The sequence below is a fragment of the Kitasatospora sp. NPDC097643 genome (assembly GCF_040302625.1).
GTDB lineage: Bacteria > Actinomycetota > Actinomycetes > Streptomycetales > Streptomycetaceae > Kitasatospora.
This window is the reverse complement of record NZ_JBEOSA010000108.1, coordinates 1-17786: the sequence shown is the minus strand read 5'-3', so window position 1 is coordinate 17786 and position 17786 is coordinate 1. Positions and strand designations below refer to the sequence as shown.

Here is a 17786-nt window from a genome sequence, read left to right as displayed (position 1 = left end):
CTTGAGGAGGGCGGCGGCGGAGCCCTGGCTGGCGGCGTGGACGAGCTTCTCGTCGATCCGGGCCCAGGTCGGGTAGAGCGCCGGTCCCACCCGGGCTCAGAACAGGTAGTCCTCCAGGCCGCCGTCGCGCCGGATGTCGAGCGTCACGCAGTGGAAGCCGCCGCCGAGCTCCCGGGAGTGGCGCAGCCGGTGGGGCAGCACGGTGATCCCGGCGTGCTCCAGCATCTTGATCAGGCTCTCCTGGCCGGCCTCGACGATGGCCGTGTCCGGGTCGACCATCAGTAGGTTCATGCTGATCCAGCTCTCGCTGAGCGCGTGCTCGGGACTGTCTCCGGCGGGCTCGGCGGGCGGGCACCACAGGATGTCCCAGCCGCGCAGCGGCTCCGGGACGGTGGCGGCGCCGACCCGCTCCGGGTTGAGCAGGACGAGCCCGGGCCGCAGCAGCGCGATGGTGCTGTCGATGTGGGTGTACCCGTAGATGTCGCGCAGCGGGTGCAGGCGCAGGCCGCCGTCGCCGAGCAGGCCGAGGGTGGACTCCAGCCAGCGCAGGCCGAGTTCGTTGCCGCTGCGGGAGACCTGGTAGAACACGTCCCGGCCGAGGCGCAGCACGTTGGCCGCGTCGAAGACCGGCTCGGCCTCGCCCAGCAGCGGCAGCCCGTCCGCGTCGAACTCGAAGAGCTCGTCGCGCAGTTGGGGCCGGGGGGCGGCCAGCCAGCGGGCGCCGCGGCGCAGGTAGTCCTGGAAGAGGCCGCGCAGCCCGAAGACCTCGAAGTAGCGCTGCCGCATCGGGCTGGCCACCTCGATCACGGTGTCGCCGATGACGAGGGTCAGGTCGCGCGGGCAGTAGGAGTGGAAGCCGCCGTCGGCCTTCCAGTGCGGGGCGGCGAACTCGGCCGCGTGGTCGACCGGTTCGGGCTGGTGGACGGTGACCCCGAGGCCGCGCAGGGTGGCCACCAGCGCGTCCAGGTCCTCCTCGGTCTCCTCGACGACCTGCCGCGAGTAGGGGCCGACCTGGATCGAGGCCAGGTCGGCGGCGCTGGTCTTCGGGAAGCAGGACAGCCAGGAGGACGGCTCGGACTGCTCGGGCAGGCGGGCTCCCACGGCGGTGCCGACCACCACCTCGCGCAGTGTGGTGAACTCGTCCCAGCTGTGGACCGGACGGGCCGGATCGGACATGACTCCCCCTTGGCACGGGATCAGGGATCGGGAAAGGGCGACGTCGAAACAACCGTGAACCGCCGGCGCGGCGCGACCGAACCGGCGGGACCAACGGCGGAATTGGCGCGGTTTAATCGCCGGAGCACCTCCGGCCGACCACCGCGAACGGGAAATCACCGGCCGGGCAGCCGAATTCACCATTCGGCGGGCCGGGATCGACGTCAAGCTACCCGCCCGGCCGACGGCGGCGCAAGGACCGTGATCGATACCGATTGCGCCGCCGTCGCGGGCCGCCGATTGATCCGCGCGTTGTTCAACTCCCTTATTCCGGCGCCGATCAATGACCGGAGGACGGGCGGGCGGGGTTTCCCCCGGGGAGCGGGGCCGACGGGCGGCCCTTCCCTCCGGGGCCGGCGCCCGGGCCGCGGTTCACCAGCGCCACGCCCGCCGGATCCGACTGCCGCCCGCCAGCGCCAGCAGCGCGCCGCCCGCCGCCGCGAACCCCGCCACGGCCAGGTTCTGGCGCTGGGCACGGCGCCGGTCGTCGGCGGCGGCCCGCGCCGACGCCGCCAGGAAGGCCCGTTCGACCCCGATCGGGGCCAGCTCGCCGGCCGCCACCCGCCGCCGCAGCTGCTCCAGCCGGACGCCCCGGTAGAGCAGTCCGGGGTCGCGGTCGGCGGCCGCCCAGCCCCGCGCGGCCGCGGCGAGCCGGCGGTGTTCCCCGAGCATCTCGCGGCCCTCGGCCAGCCAGCCGCGCAGCCGCGGCCAGACCTGCGGGAGGGCGTGGTGCGACAGTTCGACGGTGTCCCGGTCGACGACCACGAGCCGGGCCCGGACCAGGCGTTCCAGCACCTGCGGGACGCCGGGATCGTCGAACTCGGCCCGCCCGACCGGCTTGCGCGCGCCCTCGTCGCCGGCCGCGGCGGGGCTGCCGCCCGGCGGCGCGCCGCGCCCGGTCACCCCGCCGGGCAGCAGCTCCCCCGCGAGCCGCAGGAACACCGCCCGCGCCCGGTCCCGGTCGGCCGCGTCCAGCCCGTTGAACAACGCCTCCGCCGTCCGGGCCAGCGCCCCCTCGAAGCCGCCGGTGGCCTGGAACCCGGCCAGGGTGAGCGCGTTGCCGCTGCGCCGCCGCCAGGTCTCCAGCAGGGCCGCGGACAGCAGCGGGAGCGCGCCGGGCTGTTGTGCGGCGGTCGAGATCAGCACGGCCAGCAGCGCGCCCTCGACGGTGCAGCCGGCCCGCAGCGCGGGTTCGGTGATCGCCCGCCGCAGTTCGTCCGGCGCCGGGCGCCCCACCGACAGCACCGCGTGCCGGGCGGCCTCGGCCAGCCCCGGGTGCCCGGCGAGCAGCGGCCCGCTCTGGTCCGAGCGGAGCACCAGCACCACCCGGCAGCGCGGCGGCACCCGCGGCGGCCGGCCGGTGGGGGTCTCGGCCGCGCCGCCGGTGGCCGTGGCCACCAGGGCGTCCAGGAAGCGGGCCCGCTCCCGGGCGTCCCGGCAGCGGGTGTGCAGTTCCTCCCCCTGGTCGACCACCAGCACCGGGTCCACCGCGGTCGGTCCGGGCGCGGCCTCAGTCGGCCCGCTCCCGGCCCGCAGCACGTCCTCGCCGCCCCGCAGCGCCTCGCCGGCCCGGACCGCCGCCCCGGTGCGCCGCCCGAGCCGGGCGAGCGCCAGCGCGTACGCCTCCATCGGCCGCTCGCCCGGCGTCAGCAGCGCCACCGGCACGCCGCCGCCCACCCGGGCCCGCCCCGACGCCGCACCGGCCCCGGCGTCTCCCCCGGCTCCGACACCGGCCCCGCCCCCGGCCGCCGCGTCGAGCCGGGCCAGCAGCCCGGCCCTGACCAGCGAGGACTTGCCCACCCCGGACGGTCCGGTGAGGATCACCAGCCGCCGCTCGGCGAGCAGCCCGACCAGCCGGTCCAGCAGTGCCTCGCGCCCGAAGAACCGCTCGGCATCGGCTGCCTCGAACGCCACGCCGCCCGGGTAGGGCGCCCGCCCGGCGTCCTGCGCCCGCCGCCGGGCCGCCGTCTCGGCGGCCAGTTCGGCCGCGAGCAGCTGCCAGCGGCGCTGCCACTCCGCCACGTCCCCGCCGCACGCCTGCACGTAGGCGAGCGTGACGGCGAGGCTGGGCAGCCGCCGACCGCCCGCGGCCACCGACAGACTGGCCGCCGAACAGTGGGCCCGTAAGGCCAGTTGACGATAGGGCGGGCTACCGGCGCGTTCCCGCAACGCCCGCAGATCGCCTGCGAACCGCACCAGCGGCCCGTCCCCCGGGTCCAGTGGACTCTCCCGACGCGGCACTACGGCCCCCCTTCTCCTTTGAAGCGGTGTCCTGACCCACTTTTGGTGCCCCCGCGTCCACGCGCCCCGCGCGTGTCTCGTGTCCATCCCCCGGTGATTCATCATGCACAGCACAGTTGGTGCCGAACAATGGGGCCTACGGGTCGGTTGTTCCGAGTTGATGTTCAATGTCCAGCCGCACGGCGCCGAACAATTCCGGTGGGATAGAACCGGGACCCGCAGCCTTCGCTGACTTCGGAGATATCCATGAAGTTCACGCGGTACTGCCGTTCCCTGCTGTCCACACCCGCGACGGCGGTGGAGCGGTACACCAAGAGCCACCGGTCCGGCGCCGACATCGCCATGGTCGACCTGGAGGACTCCGTCCCGCCCGCCCGGAAGGAGGAGGCCCGCCGCCTCGCCGAGGAGTTCTTCACGCTCCCGTCCGCCAAGCTCGCGCGCAGCGCGGTGCGCATCAACACCCTGTCCGGGCCGGACGGGCTGCGCGATCTGCTCGCCATCACCCGGTACCGCGTCAAGCCGGACCTGGTGCTGATCCCGATGGCGGAGTCCCCCCGGGACATCGAGATCGCCGCGGGTGCGCTCGGTCCGGACTGCCCGCAGACCGAGTTCCTCGCGGTGGTGGAGACGCCGCTGGGCATCGAGCACGCGCCGGCGATCGCGGCCGCCGGGCACCGGCTGCGCGGGCTGGTGTTCGGCTCGGCCGACTACGCCTTCGCGGTCGGCGCCCGGCTGTCCTGGGAGGCGCTGGCCCACGCCCGCGCCCGGGTGGTCAACAGCTCCCGCGCCGCCGGTGTGGAGGCGATGGACGCGCCGTTCTTCGAGGTCGCCGACCTGACCGGGCTGCGCCGGGAGGCCGGGCTCGCCCGGGACTTCGGCTTCAGCGGCAAGATCGCCGTCCATCCGCGCCAACTCCCACTGATCAACGAGATGTTCAGCCCCGGCGAGGAACTCCTGGAGCGCGCCCGCCGGGTGGTCGCGGCGGGCCTGCAGAACGGCCGCACGGTCACCGTGGTGGACGGGGTGATGGTCGGCATGCCCTTCTTCGAGGCCGCGCAGCGCCTGATCGAGCAGTTCGACCCGCCCCGACCGCAGCAGGACCCACCACCCGACCGACTCCAGGACCGCCCGCAGCACGCGCCGACCGACACCCCGAACCACGCGACGGAGACGTGAGATGACCGAAGAACCCATCCTGGGCCCGCGCCGCTACCGCAACGCCGAGACGATGCTGGCCAGCGCCGACCCGGTCTGGCAGGCGGCCGCCGCCCACGGCCTGATCGGCATCACGGTGGACTCGGAGTCCAACAACCGGCTGATCGTCCGCGAGACCGGCCACGAGTTCGCCAACATGGTGTCCTGCGCGTACCTGGGCCTGAACAACCACCCGACCGTCGCGGCCGGCGCGGTGGACGCGCTGGAGGAGTCCCGCAGCACCTGGCTGGTCACCTCGACCACCCGGATCCGGCACAACCTGCTGGTCCGCCTGGAGGAGGAGCTGGGCGAGCTGTTCGGCGCGCACATCCTGCCCGGCGCGTCCTGTAGCTCGCTCACCGCCGGCATCCTGCCGCTGATCGCCTCCGGCCACCTGGACGGCGACTGTCGCAGCGGCGGCGGCCCCCGGGTGATGGTCTTCGACCGCTTCTGCCACTTCTGCATGGCGTACGTGAAGCCGATCTGTGCGGACGAGTCGCTGGTGCTGACCTGCCCGCACAACGACCTCAACTACCTGGAGGACCTCTGCCGCAAGTACCCCCGGGTCGCCTACGTGGCCGACGGCGCGTACTCGATGGGCGGGGCGGCGGCCCTCGACGGCCTGCTCGAACTCCAGGACCGCTACGGGCTGTTCCTCTACATCGACGACTCGCACTCGCTCTCCATCATGGGCCGGAACGGCGAGGGCTTCGTCCGCTCCCGGCTGGAGATGAACCCGCTCACCGTCATCGTCGCGAGCCTCGGCAAGGGCTTCGGCACCGGCGGCGGCGTCGCCATGCTCGGCAACCGCGAGCAGTTCGAGTTCCTGCACCGGCACGCCGGCCCGGTGGGCTGGTCGCAGAACGTCGCGCTGCCGCTGGTCGGCGCCTCCCTGGGCAGCACCTCGATCCACCGCTCCCCCGAACTGGCGGACCTCCAGGCCAAGTTGAACCGCAACATCGACCTGTTCGACGAACTGCTGCCGACCACCTTCGCGGGCAACGGCCTGCCGGTGCGCCGGGTGGACGTCGGCGACGCCGAGCAGGCGGTCAAGCTGTCCGCCCAGCTCTTCGAGCGCGGCTTCTACAGCTCGGCGGTGTTCTTCCCGATCGTCCCCAAGGGCGAGGCCGGCCTACGGCTGATGATGCGCGCCGACATGGACGAGCGGCTGATCCGCTCCTTCGCCGGCCATGTCCGCGAACTCACCGCCGAAATCTAGGACTTGGGGGACGTCGCGATGGACGAAGCGCAACCACCGGCCGGCTGCCGGCGGATCGCCGAACACCGCTACCGCGAGGTGGTCGGCCGCTACTACGAGGAGTTCACGGTCGGCGAGGTGGTCGAGCACCGCCCGGGGCGGACCGTCACCGAGCTCGACAACGTGCTGATGAGCATGCTGAGCATGAACGACGCCCCGCTGCACATCGACGCCGCCTACAGCGAGCACACCCCCTGGGGGCGGCCGATCGTCTCCAGCCTGGTCACGCTCAGCATCGTCGGCGGCATGACCGCCCGCTCCACCAGCGGGCGCACCACCGCCAACCTGGGCTGGGAGAACATCCGGATGACGCACCCGGTGTTCGCCGGCGACACCCTCTACGCGGAGACCGAGACGCTCGCCAAACGGCTCTCCAAGAGCCGCGCGGGGCAGGGCATCGTGAGCTGCCGCACCACCGGGACGAAGTCCACCGGCGAGGTCGTGGTGGTCTTCGAACGCAGCTTCCTGGTCCCGCTGCGCGGCCACGGCCTGGACGAGGTCGCCGGGTACTGACCCCGGGCAGCTGTCCCGGACGTCCGCCGGGCCCGGCCGATCAGCCTTCCCGGCGGACGTCCACCAGCACCTTGCCCATGGTCTCCCGCGCGGCCACCGCCCGGTGCGCCCCGGCCACCCCGGACAGCGGCACCGTCCGGTCGATCCGTGCCACCAGCCGCCCCTCGGCGGCGAGTCGGAACAGCCGAGCGGCGACGCCGGCGAACCCCGCCCGGTCCGCCAGCACGTGCTGGAGCCAGAAACCCAGCACCCCGGCCGAACGGTCGGCCAGCTCGTCCACCGTGAAGGTGTCCTCCGGGCCGCCCCGGACGCCGAGCGAGACCAGCCGGCCGAACGGCGCCAGCGCGCCGAGCCCGGCGCGCAGCACAGGCCCGCCGAGCGAGTCCGCGAACAGGTCCACTCCCCCCAACTCCGCGAGCCGCTCGCCCAGTCGGGGATCCCCGGGATCGAGCGCCCGCTCCGCGCCGAGCGAGCGGACGAACTCCCGCTTGCCGGCCGTGGAGGCGAGCCCCACCACCCGGCCCGCGCCCAGCTCCCGGCCGAGCTGGACCGCCAGGTGGCCGACCCCACCGGCCGCCGCCGTCACCACCACGGTCTCCCCCGGCCGCAGCCGCCCCGCCAGGACCAGCGCCCCGTAGGCGGTCGCCCCCTGCTCCAGCAGCGCGAGCGCCTGCTCGTCGCCGAGGCCGTCCGGCACCTCCACCGTGAACGCGGCCTCGGCGCGGGCCACCTGGGCGTACCCGCCGCCGGTGCGCAGCAGCGCGACGACCCGCCGGCCGTCCCCGCGCCGGCGCCCGACCACGTCCGCGCCCAGCACGGCCGGCAGCGGGTAGCGCGCGTAGGCGCCGGTGCGGCAGTGCAGATCCGCGTAGTTGACCCCGGCGAGCGTGACGTCGATCAGCAGCTGCCCGGGCCCGGCCTCCGGTTCGGGCACCGTCTCGGTGCGGAACTCCTCCGGCCCGCCGTAGCGGTGGATCACCGCGGCCCGCATCCCAGGTCTCACCCCGCGGACCCGGCGGACCCGGCGAACAGCGCGAGCAGCCGGGCCTCGACGGCCCGGGCCACCTCGGGGCTCGCCGCGATCACGCAGTACATCACCGAGCCGTCCGCGGGCGCGAAGTCGCAGCTGAACACCACGCCGGTGCCGCTCTCCGGGTCGAAGGCCAGCCCGGCCCGGTCGATCGCCGCCAACGCCTGTGCGAAGGACGGCACCTTGAGGCCCGCGAGCTCCAGGATGAAGCGCGCACCGCGGTGTTCCGCGCGCAGCAACCGGCCGAACAGGGCGTCGTGCAGGTGGCTGGAGCCGGTGAGCCGCCCGTTGGTCTCGTGGAAGTAGATCTCGCCCTTGGGGGTCAGCACGGCGTCCGCGCTGACCGTGCCCCGGTAGCCGAGCACCCGCAACGCCTCGCCCAACCGGGCGCCCTGGTCGACGAGTTCGGCCCGGGCGGCGGCGTCCGGGGTGACCGGCGGGGTGATCTCGCCGACCACCACCGGCTGCATCAGCATCTCGCCGCACCCGGCCTGAACCACCTCCGTGTCGCCGATCACGAACTGCGTGTACAGCGCGGTGGCGTCGGCGAAGTAGCGCTCCACCACGACCCGTTGGGCGCGCCCGCCGGTCAGCCAGGTCCACCGGTCGGCGACGTACCCGGCCACCGCCGCCTGGTCCGCCAGCGGCACCACCCGCTCCGCGCCGGCCGCGGTGACCTGCTCGTCCCGGCTGAGGATCTCGTTGCCGAAGCCACCGGCCTGGAACTCGACCTTCACCATCACGCTGTGCCCCTGCGCCAACAGGGCCTCGATGGCGGCCGCCACCTCGGCCGGTGAACCGGCGACCGTCCCCGGCGGGATCGGCACGCCGACGCCGGCGGCCAGCGCCCGGAACGCCGCCTTGCTGTTGACCAGCGCGTTGCCGCCCTGCGCGGCGAAGGCGTGGCCGGGCATCGCGTGCTCGACACCGAGCGCGGCAGCCAGCGCGGCCACCGCCCCGTTCGGCGAGATGGCCAGCACCTCGTCGACGCTGCGCCCGGCCAGGGCGCGACGCAGCTCCGCGCGGAAGTCCGGGTCGGCCAGCCGGTCGGTGGTGAGGATCTCGGTGCCCTCGGCGCCCGGCGGCGGCACCACGAAGGTCAGGCTCCCGGCCCGCACACCGGTCAGCCCGGTGACGTACGCCAGGTACTCGGGGTCGGGCCCCCAGGGCAGCACCAGGACGTCGCCGTCCTCGGCCCACCAGAGCATCCGCTGCGCCCCGCAGCCGGCGAACCGCTGTTCCAGCGGCGTCATCCCGGTGAGGTCACCGACCATCTCCTCGGTGCGGTTGTTCGCGATGCAGAGCGTCGTCATCTGGTGAACTCTCCCGGCGTCCGGCGCTGTTGGCGGCCTCGTTCGCTCCCCCGGCACGCGTGTGGCGTGCAGTGGGGTGCGGGTGGCGTGCGCTACAGATGTAGCGCACCGGGGTTGTTCCGGTTCGGCCGACGGTCATTGAACAAAAACGCCGAACAACCGCACAACGGAAGGGGCCCGCCGGAGCGGGCCCCTTCTGCTCATCTCAGGGTGCGGTGTCTCGGACCGTGACTACAGGGTCGAGCACTGCCCCAGCCGCGGGCCGGTCACCGTGTTGGGGTGACCGTCGTTGGTGGGCGGCGGGGTGTTGCCGGAGCAGGACAGCGAGCCGCCGATCGTGTTGCCCTCAATCTCGGCCCGGGAGTCCTCGGGGAACGGGCCGGTGCCGGTGGTGCCCTGGACCTGGACCGAGCCGCCGACCTGGTTGGCGATGACCTCCAGGCCGCCGTGGTTGTTGCTCAGCAGGAGCGAGCCGTTGATCCGGTTGCCGGTGCAGCCGTCGTCACCCGGGTCGCCCACCAGCACGAAGCCGGAGGCGCCCTGAATGCTCGTCGTGCCGGTCACGGTGGTTCCGCACATGCCGAACAGGGTGCCGCGGGAGAAGAGGACGGCCCCCTTGACCGTCGAGTTGCTGATGAACAGGGCACCGTCGCTCGCGTCGTGCACGGTGCCGTTGACGGTGGCGTTGATGATGCAGGTGCTCTGGCCGCTGGTGAACAGCTCGCCGACGGTGCCGGTGATCGTCCTGGTGCAGGCCACGGCCTGGGTGAGCGTCTCCAGGTTCCCGGTCAGGTAGTTGCCGTCACCGCTGTACTGGGCGGTGATGGTGTGGGTGCCCGGCAGCAGGTTGCCGAAACTCACCTGCGTCTGGGCACAGTTGGTGCCGCCGCCGGGTGCCAGCGTCCCGGTGCCGAGCAGCGTGCTGCCGTCCCGGAAGGTCACCGTCCCGCTGGGCGGCAGGGTCGGGTGGGTGCTGGGGAACGCCGCGCAGACGGTGTCGGTGAAGGTCGTCGGCTGGCCGAAGGGCGACGGGTTCGCGGAGGAGGCGAGGGTCGTGTTCACCGGCGCCTTCTCGACAGTCTGGACCAGCGTCATCGCGGTGTCGCCCACGTAGTTCGGATCGCCGCTGTAGGTGGCGTCGACATTGTGCGGGCCGACGGTGAGCGAGGAGATGTCGTCGGAGGTCGCCGTCCCGGTCGTGGTGTCGACCGCCACCGGGCTGCCGAGCTGGGTGCCGTCCACCTTGAAGGTGACGGTGCCGCCGTCCGGCGGCGGAACCACGGTCGCGGTGAAGTGCACCGGCTGCCCGTACAGCGAGGGGTTGGCCGGGGAGGACAGGGTGGACTTGGTGGTCTGCGGGACGGCGAAGAAGATGGTGTCCGTCGGCTGCGCGGTGGTCTGGCTCAGGCCGTTGAGGTTGCCGATGAAGGCGCCGTAGAAGGTGTTGCCGACGGCCTTGAGCTGCTGGTAGTCGCCGAAGAGCCGCTGGGTGGGCTGGGTCGAGTCGCCCACGGCCGTCGTGTACGACTGCAGCGCGGTGTCGCTGAAGGTGGCGCCGTGATCGGTGCTGCGGGCGAGGTGGGCGGTGAACTCGGGGAAGCCGCTGGCGTTGTTGCCGTCGTTGGTGAGGTAGAGGACACCGATCGTGCCGTCGTTCAGGACGGCCACCGAGGGCAGCGCCGCGTTGGTCGACGTGGAGACGTTGACCGCGCCGCCCACGTTCATGCCGCCCGAGCCGTTGTCGGTGAGCCTGCGGATGCGGATCTGGTTGTTGCCGGAGACGTCCGCGCCGTAGGCCACGTACACGTCGCCGTTGGTCGGGTCGACCGCCAGGTGGTCGATGCCGCCCTGGAGCGAGTTGACGCCGCCGAACTTGTAACCGGAGTTGCCCTGACGGGTGTTGTCCGTGGTGACGGCGATGCCGTTGGTGTTGCTGGTGCCGCCGAGGTTCCAGGTCTGCCCGGCGTCGGTGGAGCGATTGAGCCGCAGGGTGACGTTCTGCGGCTGGGTGGTGCCGCCGCCCTGCTGGTAGAGCGCGTACATGGTGCCGTTGCGGTGGTCGGCCGCCAGCCGGAGGCCGCCGTTGATGACGCCGCCGCTGAGCGTCCCGGTGCCGGCCGCGTTGTCCCGGGTGATGTTGACCGGGCTCGCGTTGTTGAGGGAGACGGCCACCCGGTCGTGCGGGACGCTGTTGCGGAAGTCCTGGTAACCGACGTAGACGTTGTCCTGGGTCGGCGTGGTGGTGTCCTGGTTGACGATCAGCCAGGGCTGGTCGGCGTTGGTGTTGGCGGCGCTGGTGATCTGGGTGGTGGTGGGCGTCGGGTTGTTCCAGCTCCACGACGACGTCTGGGTGGGGTCCGTGGTCGAGCCGGTGACGATCTGGTTCCCACCGGTCAGGAAGGTGGCGTAGAGCGTGCCGTTGCGGCCGTAGTCGATCGTCTGGTCGTTGGGGCCGCCCGCGGTGTTCGCCACCCCCGGGGGCGCCGGGATCGTCGCCTCGTCCGCCCAGGTGACCCCGCCGTCGGAGGAGTACACGAAGTCGGCGTTGCTGTTCCAGGGGAAGGTGAAGCGGGTGATGGCGATCTGCTGCGGGTTGGCCGGGTTGATCGCGATGGAGGCCTCGCCGAACGTGGTGGCGCCGACCGCCGCGTCCACGTCGACCACGTACACCCCCGGCGCACGCACCGCGGGCCGCACCCGCCGGGGCTCGGTCGGCGCGGTGCGCGGTGAACGGTCCGGCGGCTGGTCGCTGCCGTCCTGCACCGAGGAGGGCGACGGGCTCGCGGCCGCCCACGCGTGCGCGGACATCAGCATCGGGCCGGCCGCCAGGGACAGCGCCAGGGCCGCGGTGAGCGGCCTCCTGAACGGGATCGGGCGTGGTCGACGTCTTACGGATTCCACCGATCGTTTCCTCTCGTCCGGACACAGGTCGGTCACAGCATGAGGACAAGTGATCGCAGATGGTCACGGGGCGCGGGTGACCCCACCCGTTCGCCGCGGAATCCCTCCGATCGGCCGATCGGTCCGGCACGAGCGACGGCTTGACGCTCCGTGCGGGCGGGTAGGGTTCCGCCGCCGGCGGTGGACCGGTGGCCGTGCCGCGGGGGGAACGGAGGCGGAGCGTGGGCGGGGACAGCCGGGAGCAGAGACGGGATCACGGAGCCCTGGAGGCCGAGGTGATGGGCGTCCTGTGGGCCGCGGGGCGTCCGATGACGGCTGCGCAGGTGCACGAGTCGCTCGGCGACCCGGGGCTGGCCGCCAAGACGGTGCTCACCGTGCTGGGCAGGCTGCACGCCAAAGGTCTGCTGGACCGGGAGCCGACCGGCCGGGCACACGCCTACGCGCCGCGCCGGGGGCCTGCGGACGAGGTCGCCTCCCGGATGAACCAGGCGCTCGCCCGTGGCGCCGACCGGCTGGCGGTCCTTCAGCACTTCGTCGCCGGGCTCGACCCGGAGGACGAACGGGCGCTGCGAGACCTGCTCGACACCCGCGAGTAGGACTGCGATGCGGGGAGCCGCCCGTGTACTTCACCGTTCACCTGCTGCTGCTCGCTCCCGCCGTACTGTCCGCGGTCGGACCGTTGGTGGCACGCCACCTCGCGCCGCCCGCCGCGGTCCGCGCGCTCACCTGCCTCGCCCTGACGGCCGCAGCCGCCACCGTGTGGAGCCTGTCCGTCCTGGCCTTCGCGGGCCTGGTCACCGTCCCGGCGGTACGGTCGCGCCTGTCCGGCGACGCACACGCGCTGGCGGCGGTCGACCCGGTTCCGTGGGGCCTCGGTGCGCTGGCCGCGGCCGTGCTCGGCGTCGTCACGGTGCGCCTGTCCTCCGCCTGGCGGCGGCACGCGACGGGGCGGCGGTCCCTGGGTGTGGTGCGTACGGCCCCGGCCGCGGGCGACCTGATCGTGGTGGCCGACGACCGCGCGGACGCCTATGCGCTGCCCGGCAGGCCGGGGCGCATCGTGGTGACGACCGGGATGCTGCGGAGCCTGTGCGCCGAGGAGCGCGCCGTCCTGCTCGCCCATGAACGGGCGCATCTGATGCATCATCACCATCGCTACGTCGCGGCGGCCCAGGCCGCCGTCGTGGTCAATCCGCTGCTCGCCCGGCTCCGGGACGAGATCGGCTTCGCCGTCGAGCGCTGGGCCGACGAGGTCGCCGCGGAGGCGATCCGCTCGCGTCGGACCGCCCTGCGCTCACTGGCCCGGGCCGCGCTCGCCACCGCCTGCCTGCCGGCACCGCCTCCGGCCCTCGCCTACCTGCGGCACCGGGTCGCCGCGCGGGTGGCCGCGTTGCAGGAGGAGCGTCCGGTGAACCGCTGGCACCGGGTGTGGCCGGCCGCCGGGGCGGTGCTCGCAACCTTCCTGGCCTTGACGGACGTCGGAGTGGCCCTCACCCGCTGCCTCAACCTCCTTGTGCCGTAAGGCATTACCGGCCGGTTGCCGTCCCGTGAGATCTGGTCGCACATCTTGTGCGATGTCATGTCCGGGTTCACACTTCCGAGTTGCGAACACGCGCGCACTTCTGCGTGAACGTCCTTCACTCCCTCACCTGTCGGGCGATCCCCGACTGTCGAAAGGATGTTCAGTGTCACGCTCGCCCCTGCGAAGAGGAGGGATCGCCGCGCTGGCGGCCCTCCTCGTCGCCCTCCCCGGGCTCTGGCTCGGGACCTCCCCCGCACACGCGGCCCCGACCGCCCCGACCGCCGGGCAGTCCGCCGACTCCGGCGCCGCCGTTCACCACGACACCTCCGCCCCGCTGCGGGACCTGGCGGCCGCTGCCACCACCGCGCCCGGCCCTCAGCACAAGGGCAAGGACCACGAGGAGCGGCTGCCGCACCCGCCGGCCTCGCACGTCCCCGACCCGGTCGTGCAGGGCACGCCCGGCGGGCCGTCCGTCCCGTCCACCGGCGCGAGCTTCGACGGGATCGGCTCGGCGAACTACTCGGTCACCGGCGTGCCGCCGGACCCGAACGCCGCCGTCGGCTCCACCCAGATCGTCGAGACGGTCAACACCGCTTACGCCGTGTACTCCAGGTCCGGCGCCACCCTGCTCGCCCCGACCAACACGAGCACCCTGTGGTCCGGCTTCGGCGGGTACTGCCAGTCCACCAACGACGGTGACGCAGTGGTGCGTTGGGACACCCTGGCGAGCCGCTGGGTGGTCACCCAGTTCGCCAACGTCTCGTCCTCGGCCGGCCCGTACTTCGAGTGCATGGCCGTCTCCACGAGCGCGGACGCCACCGGCACGTACAACCGGTACGCCTACCAGTTCGCCAACTTCCCGGACTATCCGAAGCTCTCGGTCTGGCCGGACGGCTACTACGTCACGTACAACATGTTCACCCCGGCCGGCAGCTTCCTGAACGCCCAGGTGTGCGCGATGGACCGGGCGAAGATGCTGACCGGCGCCGCCGCCACCCAGCAGTGCTACACGACGTCCTCCTCCTACGGCGGGCTGCTCGCCTCGGACCTCGACGGCGCGACGGCACCGCCCGCCGGTGAGCCCGCGACGCTGGTGGGGCTGGGGACGACGAGCACCTCGCTGGCCTACTGGAAGTTCCACGTCGACTGGGCGATCCCGGCCAACTCGACCTTCACCGGGCCGACTGCGCTCACCGTCGCCGCCTACACCACCGCCTGCGGCACCTCCGGAACCTGCATCCCGCAGGGCGGCACCACCCAGAAGCTGGACTCGCTCTCCGACCGGGTGATGTTCCGCCTGGCCTACCGCAACTACGGCGACCACGAGTCGATGGTCGTCAACCACTCCGTCACCGCCGGCAGTTCGGTGGGCGTACGGTGGTACGAGCTGCGGATGTCGGGCGGCAACCCGACGGTCTACCAGCAGGGCACCTACGCACCGGACGCCACCTACCGCTGGATGGGCTCGATCGCCCAGGACAAGGCTGGCAACACCGGGCTCGGCTACTCGCAGTCCTCCTCCACCACTCACCCGTCCATCCGCTACACCGGGCGGCTCGCGGGCGACGCGCCGGGCACCATGACGCAGGGCGAGGTCACCGCCGTCACCGGCGCCGGCTCGCAGACCTCGTACTCACGCTGGGGCGACTACACCTCGATGGCGATCGACCCGGTCGACGACTGCACCTTCTGGTACACCGACGAGTACGAGCCGGCCACCGGCAACTTCAACTGGGCCACCCGCATCTCCTCCTTCGCCCTGCCCGGCTGCACCACGCCGTCGGCCGACTTCTCGATGTCGCTCAACCCGGCCTCCGGCAGTGTCACCGCGGGCTCGTCCACCACCAGCACCGTCGCGACCGCGACCACCGCGGGCAGCGCCCAGACGGTCAACCTGACCGCGTCCGGCCTGCCGAGCGGCGCGAGCGCGAGCTTCAGCCCGACGTCCGTGACCTCCGGGGGCAGCTCCACCCTGACCGTCACCACCTCCAGCACCACCCCGAACGGCAGCTACGCCATCACGGTGACCGGAACCGGCACCTCCGCCACCCACACCGCCACCTACACCCTCACCGTCACCGGTGGACCGACCGGCGGTGTCACCAACGGCGGGTTCGAGGCCGGCAGTCTGTCGGGCTGGACGGCCACCGGCCCGGCCACCGGGGTGACCACCACCGGCCAGCACAGCGGCGGTTACGCGGCTCTGCTCGGCTCGACCTCGCCCACGAACGGCGACTCCACGGTCACCCAGACCTTCACCGCGCCGACCGGCACCAGCACGCTGTCCCTCTGGTACAGCGTGACCTGCCCGGACACCGTCACCTACGACTGGGCCACCGCCACCCTGAAGGACAACACCACCGGCACCACGACCACGGTCCTCGGCAAGACCTGCGCCGCCAACTCCGGCTGGGTCCAGAAGAGCGCCGCGGTCACCGCCGGCCACTCCTACACGCTCACCCTGACCAGCCACGACGACAACTGGACCGGTGACGCCACGTACACCAGGTTCGACGACATCACCCTCACCTGACCGGCGGACGACGCCGACCGGGGCGGGCCGCAGCACCCCCGGACTGCGGCCCGCCCGCTGATGTCCGCACTCCGACCCAACCCAAGGAGCACGGATGACACATCCGCGCACGGCCTCCTGGCGGCGACCGCTCGCTGCCCTCGCCTCGGCCGCCCTCGCCCTCGCGGGCGCCGCCTGGACCGCGACACCGGCCGGCGCCGCCACCGGGATCACCAACGGCGGCTTCGAGAGCGGCGCCCTCACCGGCTGGACCACGGCCGGCACCACATCCGTCACCACCAGCGGCACGCACGGCGGGAGTTACGCCGCAGTGCTCGGCAGCACCTCGCCCACCAACGGCACCTCCTCGGTCAGCCAGTCCTTCACCGCGCCGAGCGGCAGCAGCACGCTCTCCTTCTGGTACGACGTGACCTGTCCGGACACCGTCACCTACGACTGGGCGACGGCCGTCCTGCAGGACACCACGGCCGGCACCGCCACCACCGTCCTGCCCAAGACCTGCACCAACGGCGCCGGTTGGCAGCAGGTCAGCGCCGCCCTGACAGCCGGTCACGGGTACACGCTGACGCTGTCCAGCAAGGACGACAACTACGCGGGTGACGCCACGTACACCCTGTACGACGACGTGGCGATCACGGCCGTGCAGCCCGGCCCGAGCCTCGTGCAGGTCAGCACCGACCCGTTCACCAACAGCAGCAGCCAGCACGCCACCGAGCTGGAGCCGGACACCTTCGTCCACGGGAGCACCATCGTCAGCTCCTCCCAGGTCGGCCGGTTCACCGACGGCGGCTCCTCGGACCTCAGCTGGAACACCTCCACCGACGCCGGCGCCAGCTGGCAGCACGGCATGCTCCCCGGCATCACCACCTACCAGGGCGGCGGCAGCTGGGCACGTGTCTCCGACCCCGCCGTCGCGTACGACGCCAAGCACGGCACCTGGATGATCACCGGCCTGGTCATCGACAGCGCGGTCAACGGCGCCGGCGTGAGCGTCAGCCGCTCCGCCGACGGGCTGACCTGGCAGAACCCGGTGATGGCGGTCGGCAACGACGGCAAGGGCTACGACAAGGAGTGGATCGTCTGCGACAACACGGCGACCAGCCCCTACTACGGCAACTGCTACATCGAGGTCGACATCACCTCCTCCGGCAACAAGGTGATCATGTCGACCTCGCGGGACGGCGGCGCGACCTGGTCCACGCCCGCGAGCCCCGGCGGGTCCAACTCCGGGCTCGGCGGACAGCCGCTGGTGCAGCCGAACGGCACCGTGGTCGTGCCGTTCTCCACCAACGGCAGCTCGATCCGCTCCTTCACCTCCACCAACGGCGGCACCTCCTGGGGTTCCACCGTGCTGGTCGCCAACGTCAGCTCGCACGGCGTGGCGGGCAACCTGCGTGACGGTGAAGGCCTGCCCTCGGCGGAGATCGACGCTTCGGGCAAGGTCTACGTCGCCTGGCAGGACTGCCGGTTCCGCTCCGGCTGCCCGGCCAACGACATCGTGTACGCCACCTCGACCGACGGCAACACCTGGTCCGCCGTCACCCGCGTCCCGATCGACGCCACCACCAGCACCGTCGACCACTTCATCCCGGGCTTCGGCGTCGACCATGCCACCTCCGGTGCGACCGCCAGGATCGGGCTGTACTACTACTTCTACCCGAACGCCAACTGCACCGCCGCCAACTGCCAGTTGGAGGTCGGCTACGTGTCCTCGGCCAACGGCGGCACCAGCTGGAGCACGCCGCAGACGGTCGCCGGGCCGATGTCGCTCGCCCAGATCGCCTCGACCACCCAAGGCAGCATGGTCGGCGACTACCTCTCCACCTCGGTGGTGAACGGCAAGGCGGTGGCGATCTTCGCGGTCGGCAAGGCGCCCACCAGCGGTCAGGCCTTCGACGAGGCCATGTACGCCGTCCAGGGCGGTCTCGCGGTGACCGGCGGCACCGCCCGGGCGGTGACCGGCCCGGTGTTCTCCGCCGCCGGTGACCACCCGGCGGCCGTCCGGCAGCCCGTGCGGCACTGACCGGCGGCGGGGGGGGCCGCCGGGGGGGGGGGGGGGGGGCCGCCGC

12 protein-coding genes are annotated in these 17786 nt (G+C 72.8%); 7 read left to right on the top strand and 5 right to left on the bottom strand.

The genetic code is table 11. The features are described from left to right. Positions 1–96: 96 nt before the first annotated feature. Positions 97–1176 (bottom strand): inosamine-phosphate amidinotransferase 1, encoded by a 1080-nt coding sequence (locus ABTY15_RS38000; RefSeq protein WP_350606531.1) that lies wholly within the window; start codon positions 1174–1176, stop codon positions 97–99. A gap of 411 nt (positions 1177–1587) precedes the next feature. Beyond that, on the bottom strand, positions 1588–3309 hold the full coding sequence (locus ABTY15_RS37995) for an nSTAND1 domain-containing NTPase (protein ID WP_350606528.1): 1722 nt from the start codon (positions 3307–3309) through the stop codon (positions 1588–1590). A 393-nt stretch (positions 3310–3702) separates the two neighbouring features. Between ABTY15_RS37995 and ABTY15_RS37990 the strand changes: the two genes are divergently transcribed. Genes ABTY15_RS37990 through ABTY15_RS37980 form a run of 3 tightly spaced genes read left to right on the top strand, consistent with a single transcriptional unit; the run spans position 3703 to position 6421 of the window. Then, positions 3703–4632 (top strand): HpcH/HpaI aldolase/citrate lyase family protein, encoded by a 930-nt coding sequence (locus ABTY15_RS37990; protein WP_350606524.1) that lies wholly within the window; start codon positions 3703–3705, stop codon positions 4630–4632. 1 nt (position 4633) lies between these two features. Beyond that, entirely contained in the window at positions 4634–5869 is a 1236-nt protein-coding gene (locus ABTY15_RS37985; RefSeq protein WP_350606520.1) for an aminotransferase class I/II-fold pyridoxal phosphate-dependent enzyme, read from the top strand. Positions 5870–5887: 18 nt separating this feature from the next. Continuing rightward, positions 5888–6421, top strand: a complete 534-nt coding sequence (locus ABTY15_RS37980; protein WP_350606515.1) for a MaoC family dehydratase — start codon at positions 5888–5890, stop codon at positions 6419–6421. Positions 6422–6461: 40 nt separating this feature from the next. On the opposite strand, the gene ABTY15_RS37975 is transcribed toward ABTY15_RS37980, so the two are convergent. From ABTY15_RS37975 to ABTY15_RS37965, 3 genes are all read right to left on the bottom strand, one after another. Further along, the gene (locus ABTY15_RS37975; protein ID WP_350606512.1) at positions 6462–7412 is read right to left on the bottom strand and encodes a quinone oxidoreductase family protein; all 951 of its coding nucleotides are present in this window, start codon (positions 7410–7412) and stop codon (positions 6462–6464) included. An 8-nt stretch (positions 7413–7420) separates the two neighbouring features. After that, positions 7421–8764 carry a preATP grasp domain-containing protein gene (locus ABTY15_RS37970; protein ID WP_350606509.1) on the bottom strand — a complete coding sequence of 448 codons (1344 nt, stop codon included), beginning with the start codon at positions 8762–8764 and terminating at the stop codon, positions 7421–7423. Positions 8765–8995: 231 nt separating this feature from the next. Further along, a complete protein-coding gene (locus ABTY15_RS37965) occupies positions 8996–11665 on the bottom strand; it encodes an Ig-like domain repeat protein (protein WP_350606505.1) in 2670 nt (889 codons plus the stop codon). Between the two features lie 188 nt (positions 11666–11853). Here ABTY15_RS37965 and ABTY15_RS37960 point away from each other — a divergent pair, with 188 nt between their 5' ends. From ABTY15_RS37960 to ABTY15_RS37945, 4 genes are all read left to right on the top strand, one after another. Continuing rightward, positions 11854–12261 (top strand): BlaI/MecI/CopY family transcriptional regulator, encoded by a 408-nt coding sequence (locus tag ABTY15_RS37960; RefSeq protein ID WP_350606503.1) that lies wholly within the window; start codon positions 11854–11856, stop codon positions 12259–12261. A gap of 23 nt (positions 12262–12284) precedes the next feature. Further along, positions 12285–13184, top strand: a complete 900-nt coding sequence (locus ABTY15_RS37955; protein WP_350606498.1) for a M56 family metallopeptidase — start codon at positions 12285–12287, stop codon at positions 13182–13184. 163 nt (positions 13185–13347) lie between these two features. Further along, positions 13348–15717 (top strand): hypothetical protein, encoded by a 2370-nt coding sequence (locus tag ABTY15_RS37950; protein WP_350606496.1) that lies wholly within the window; start codon positions 13348–13350, stop codon positions 15715–15717. A gap of 94 nt (positions 15718–15811) precedes the next feature. Continuing rightward, on the top strand, positions 15812–17740 hold the full coding sequence (locus tag ABTY15_RS37945) for a hypothetical protein (protein ID WP_350606492.1): 1929 nt from the start codon (positions 15812–15814) through the stop codon (positions 17738–17740). Positions 17741–17786: the final 46 nt, after the last annotated feature.

What these genes read in the sequence shown, in the direction of transcription:
- ABTY15_RS38000 (WP_350606531.1), bottom strand. Translation starts at nt 1,176, where the DNA reads ATGTCCGATCCGGCCCGTCCGGTCCACAGCTGGGACGAGTTCACCACA.
- ABTY15_RS37990 (WP_350606524.1), top strand. Translation starts at nt 3,703, where the DNA reads ATGAAGTTCACGCGGTACTGCCGTTCCCTGCTGTCCACACCCGCGACG.
- ABTY15_RS37985 (WP_350606520.1), top strand. Translation starts at nt 4,634, where the DNA reads ATGACCGAAGAACCCATCCTGGGCCCGCGCCGCTACCGCAACGCCGAG.
- ABTY15_RS37980 (WP_350606515.1), top strand. Translation starts at nt 5,888, where the DNA reads ATGGACGAAGCGCAACCACCGGCCGGCTGCCGGCGGATCGCCGAACAC.
- ABTY15_RS37975 (WP_350606512.1), bottom strand. Translation starts at nt 7,412, where the DNA reads ATGCGGGCCGCGGTGATCCACCGCTACGGCGGGCCGGAGGAGTTCCGC.
- ABTY15_RS37970 (WP_350606509.1), bottom strand. Translation starts at nt 8,764, where the DNA reads ATGACGACGCTCTGCATCGCGAACAACCGCACCGAGGAGATGGTCGGT.
- ABTY15_RS37945 (WP_350606492.1), top strand. Translation starts at nt 15,812, where the DNA reads ATGACACATCCGCGCACGGCCTCCTGGCGGCGACCGCTCGCTGCCCTC.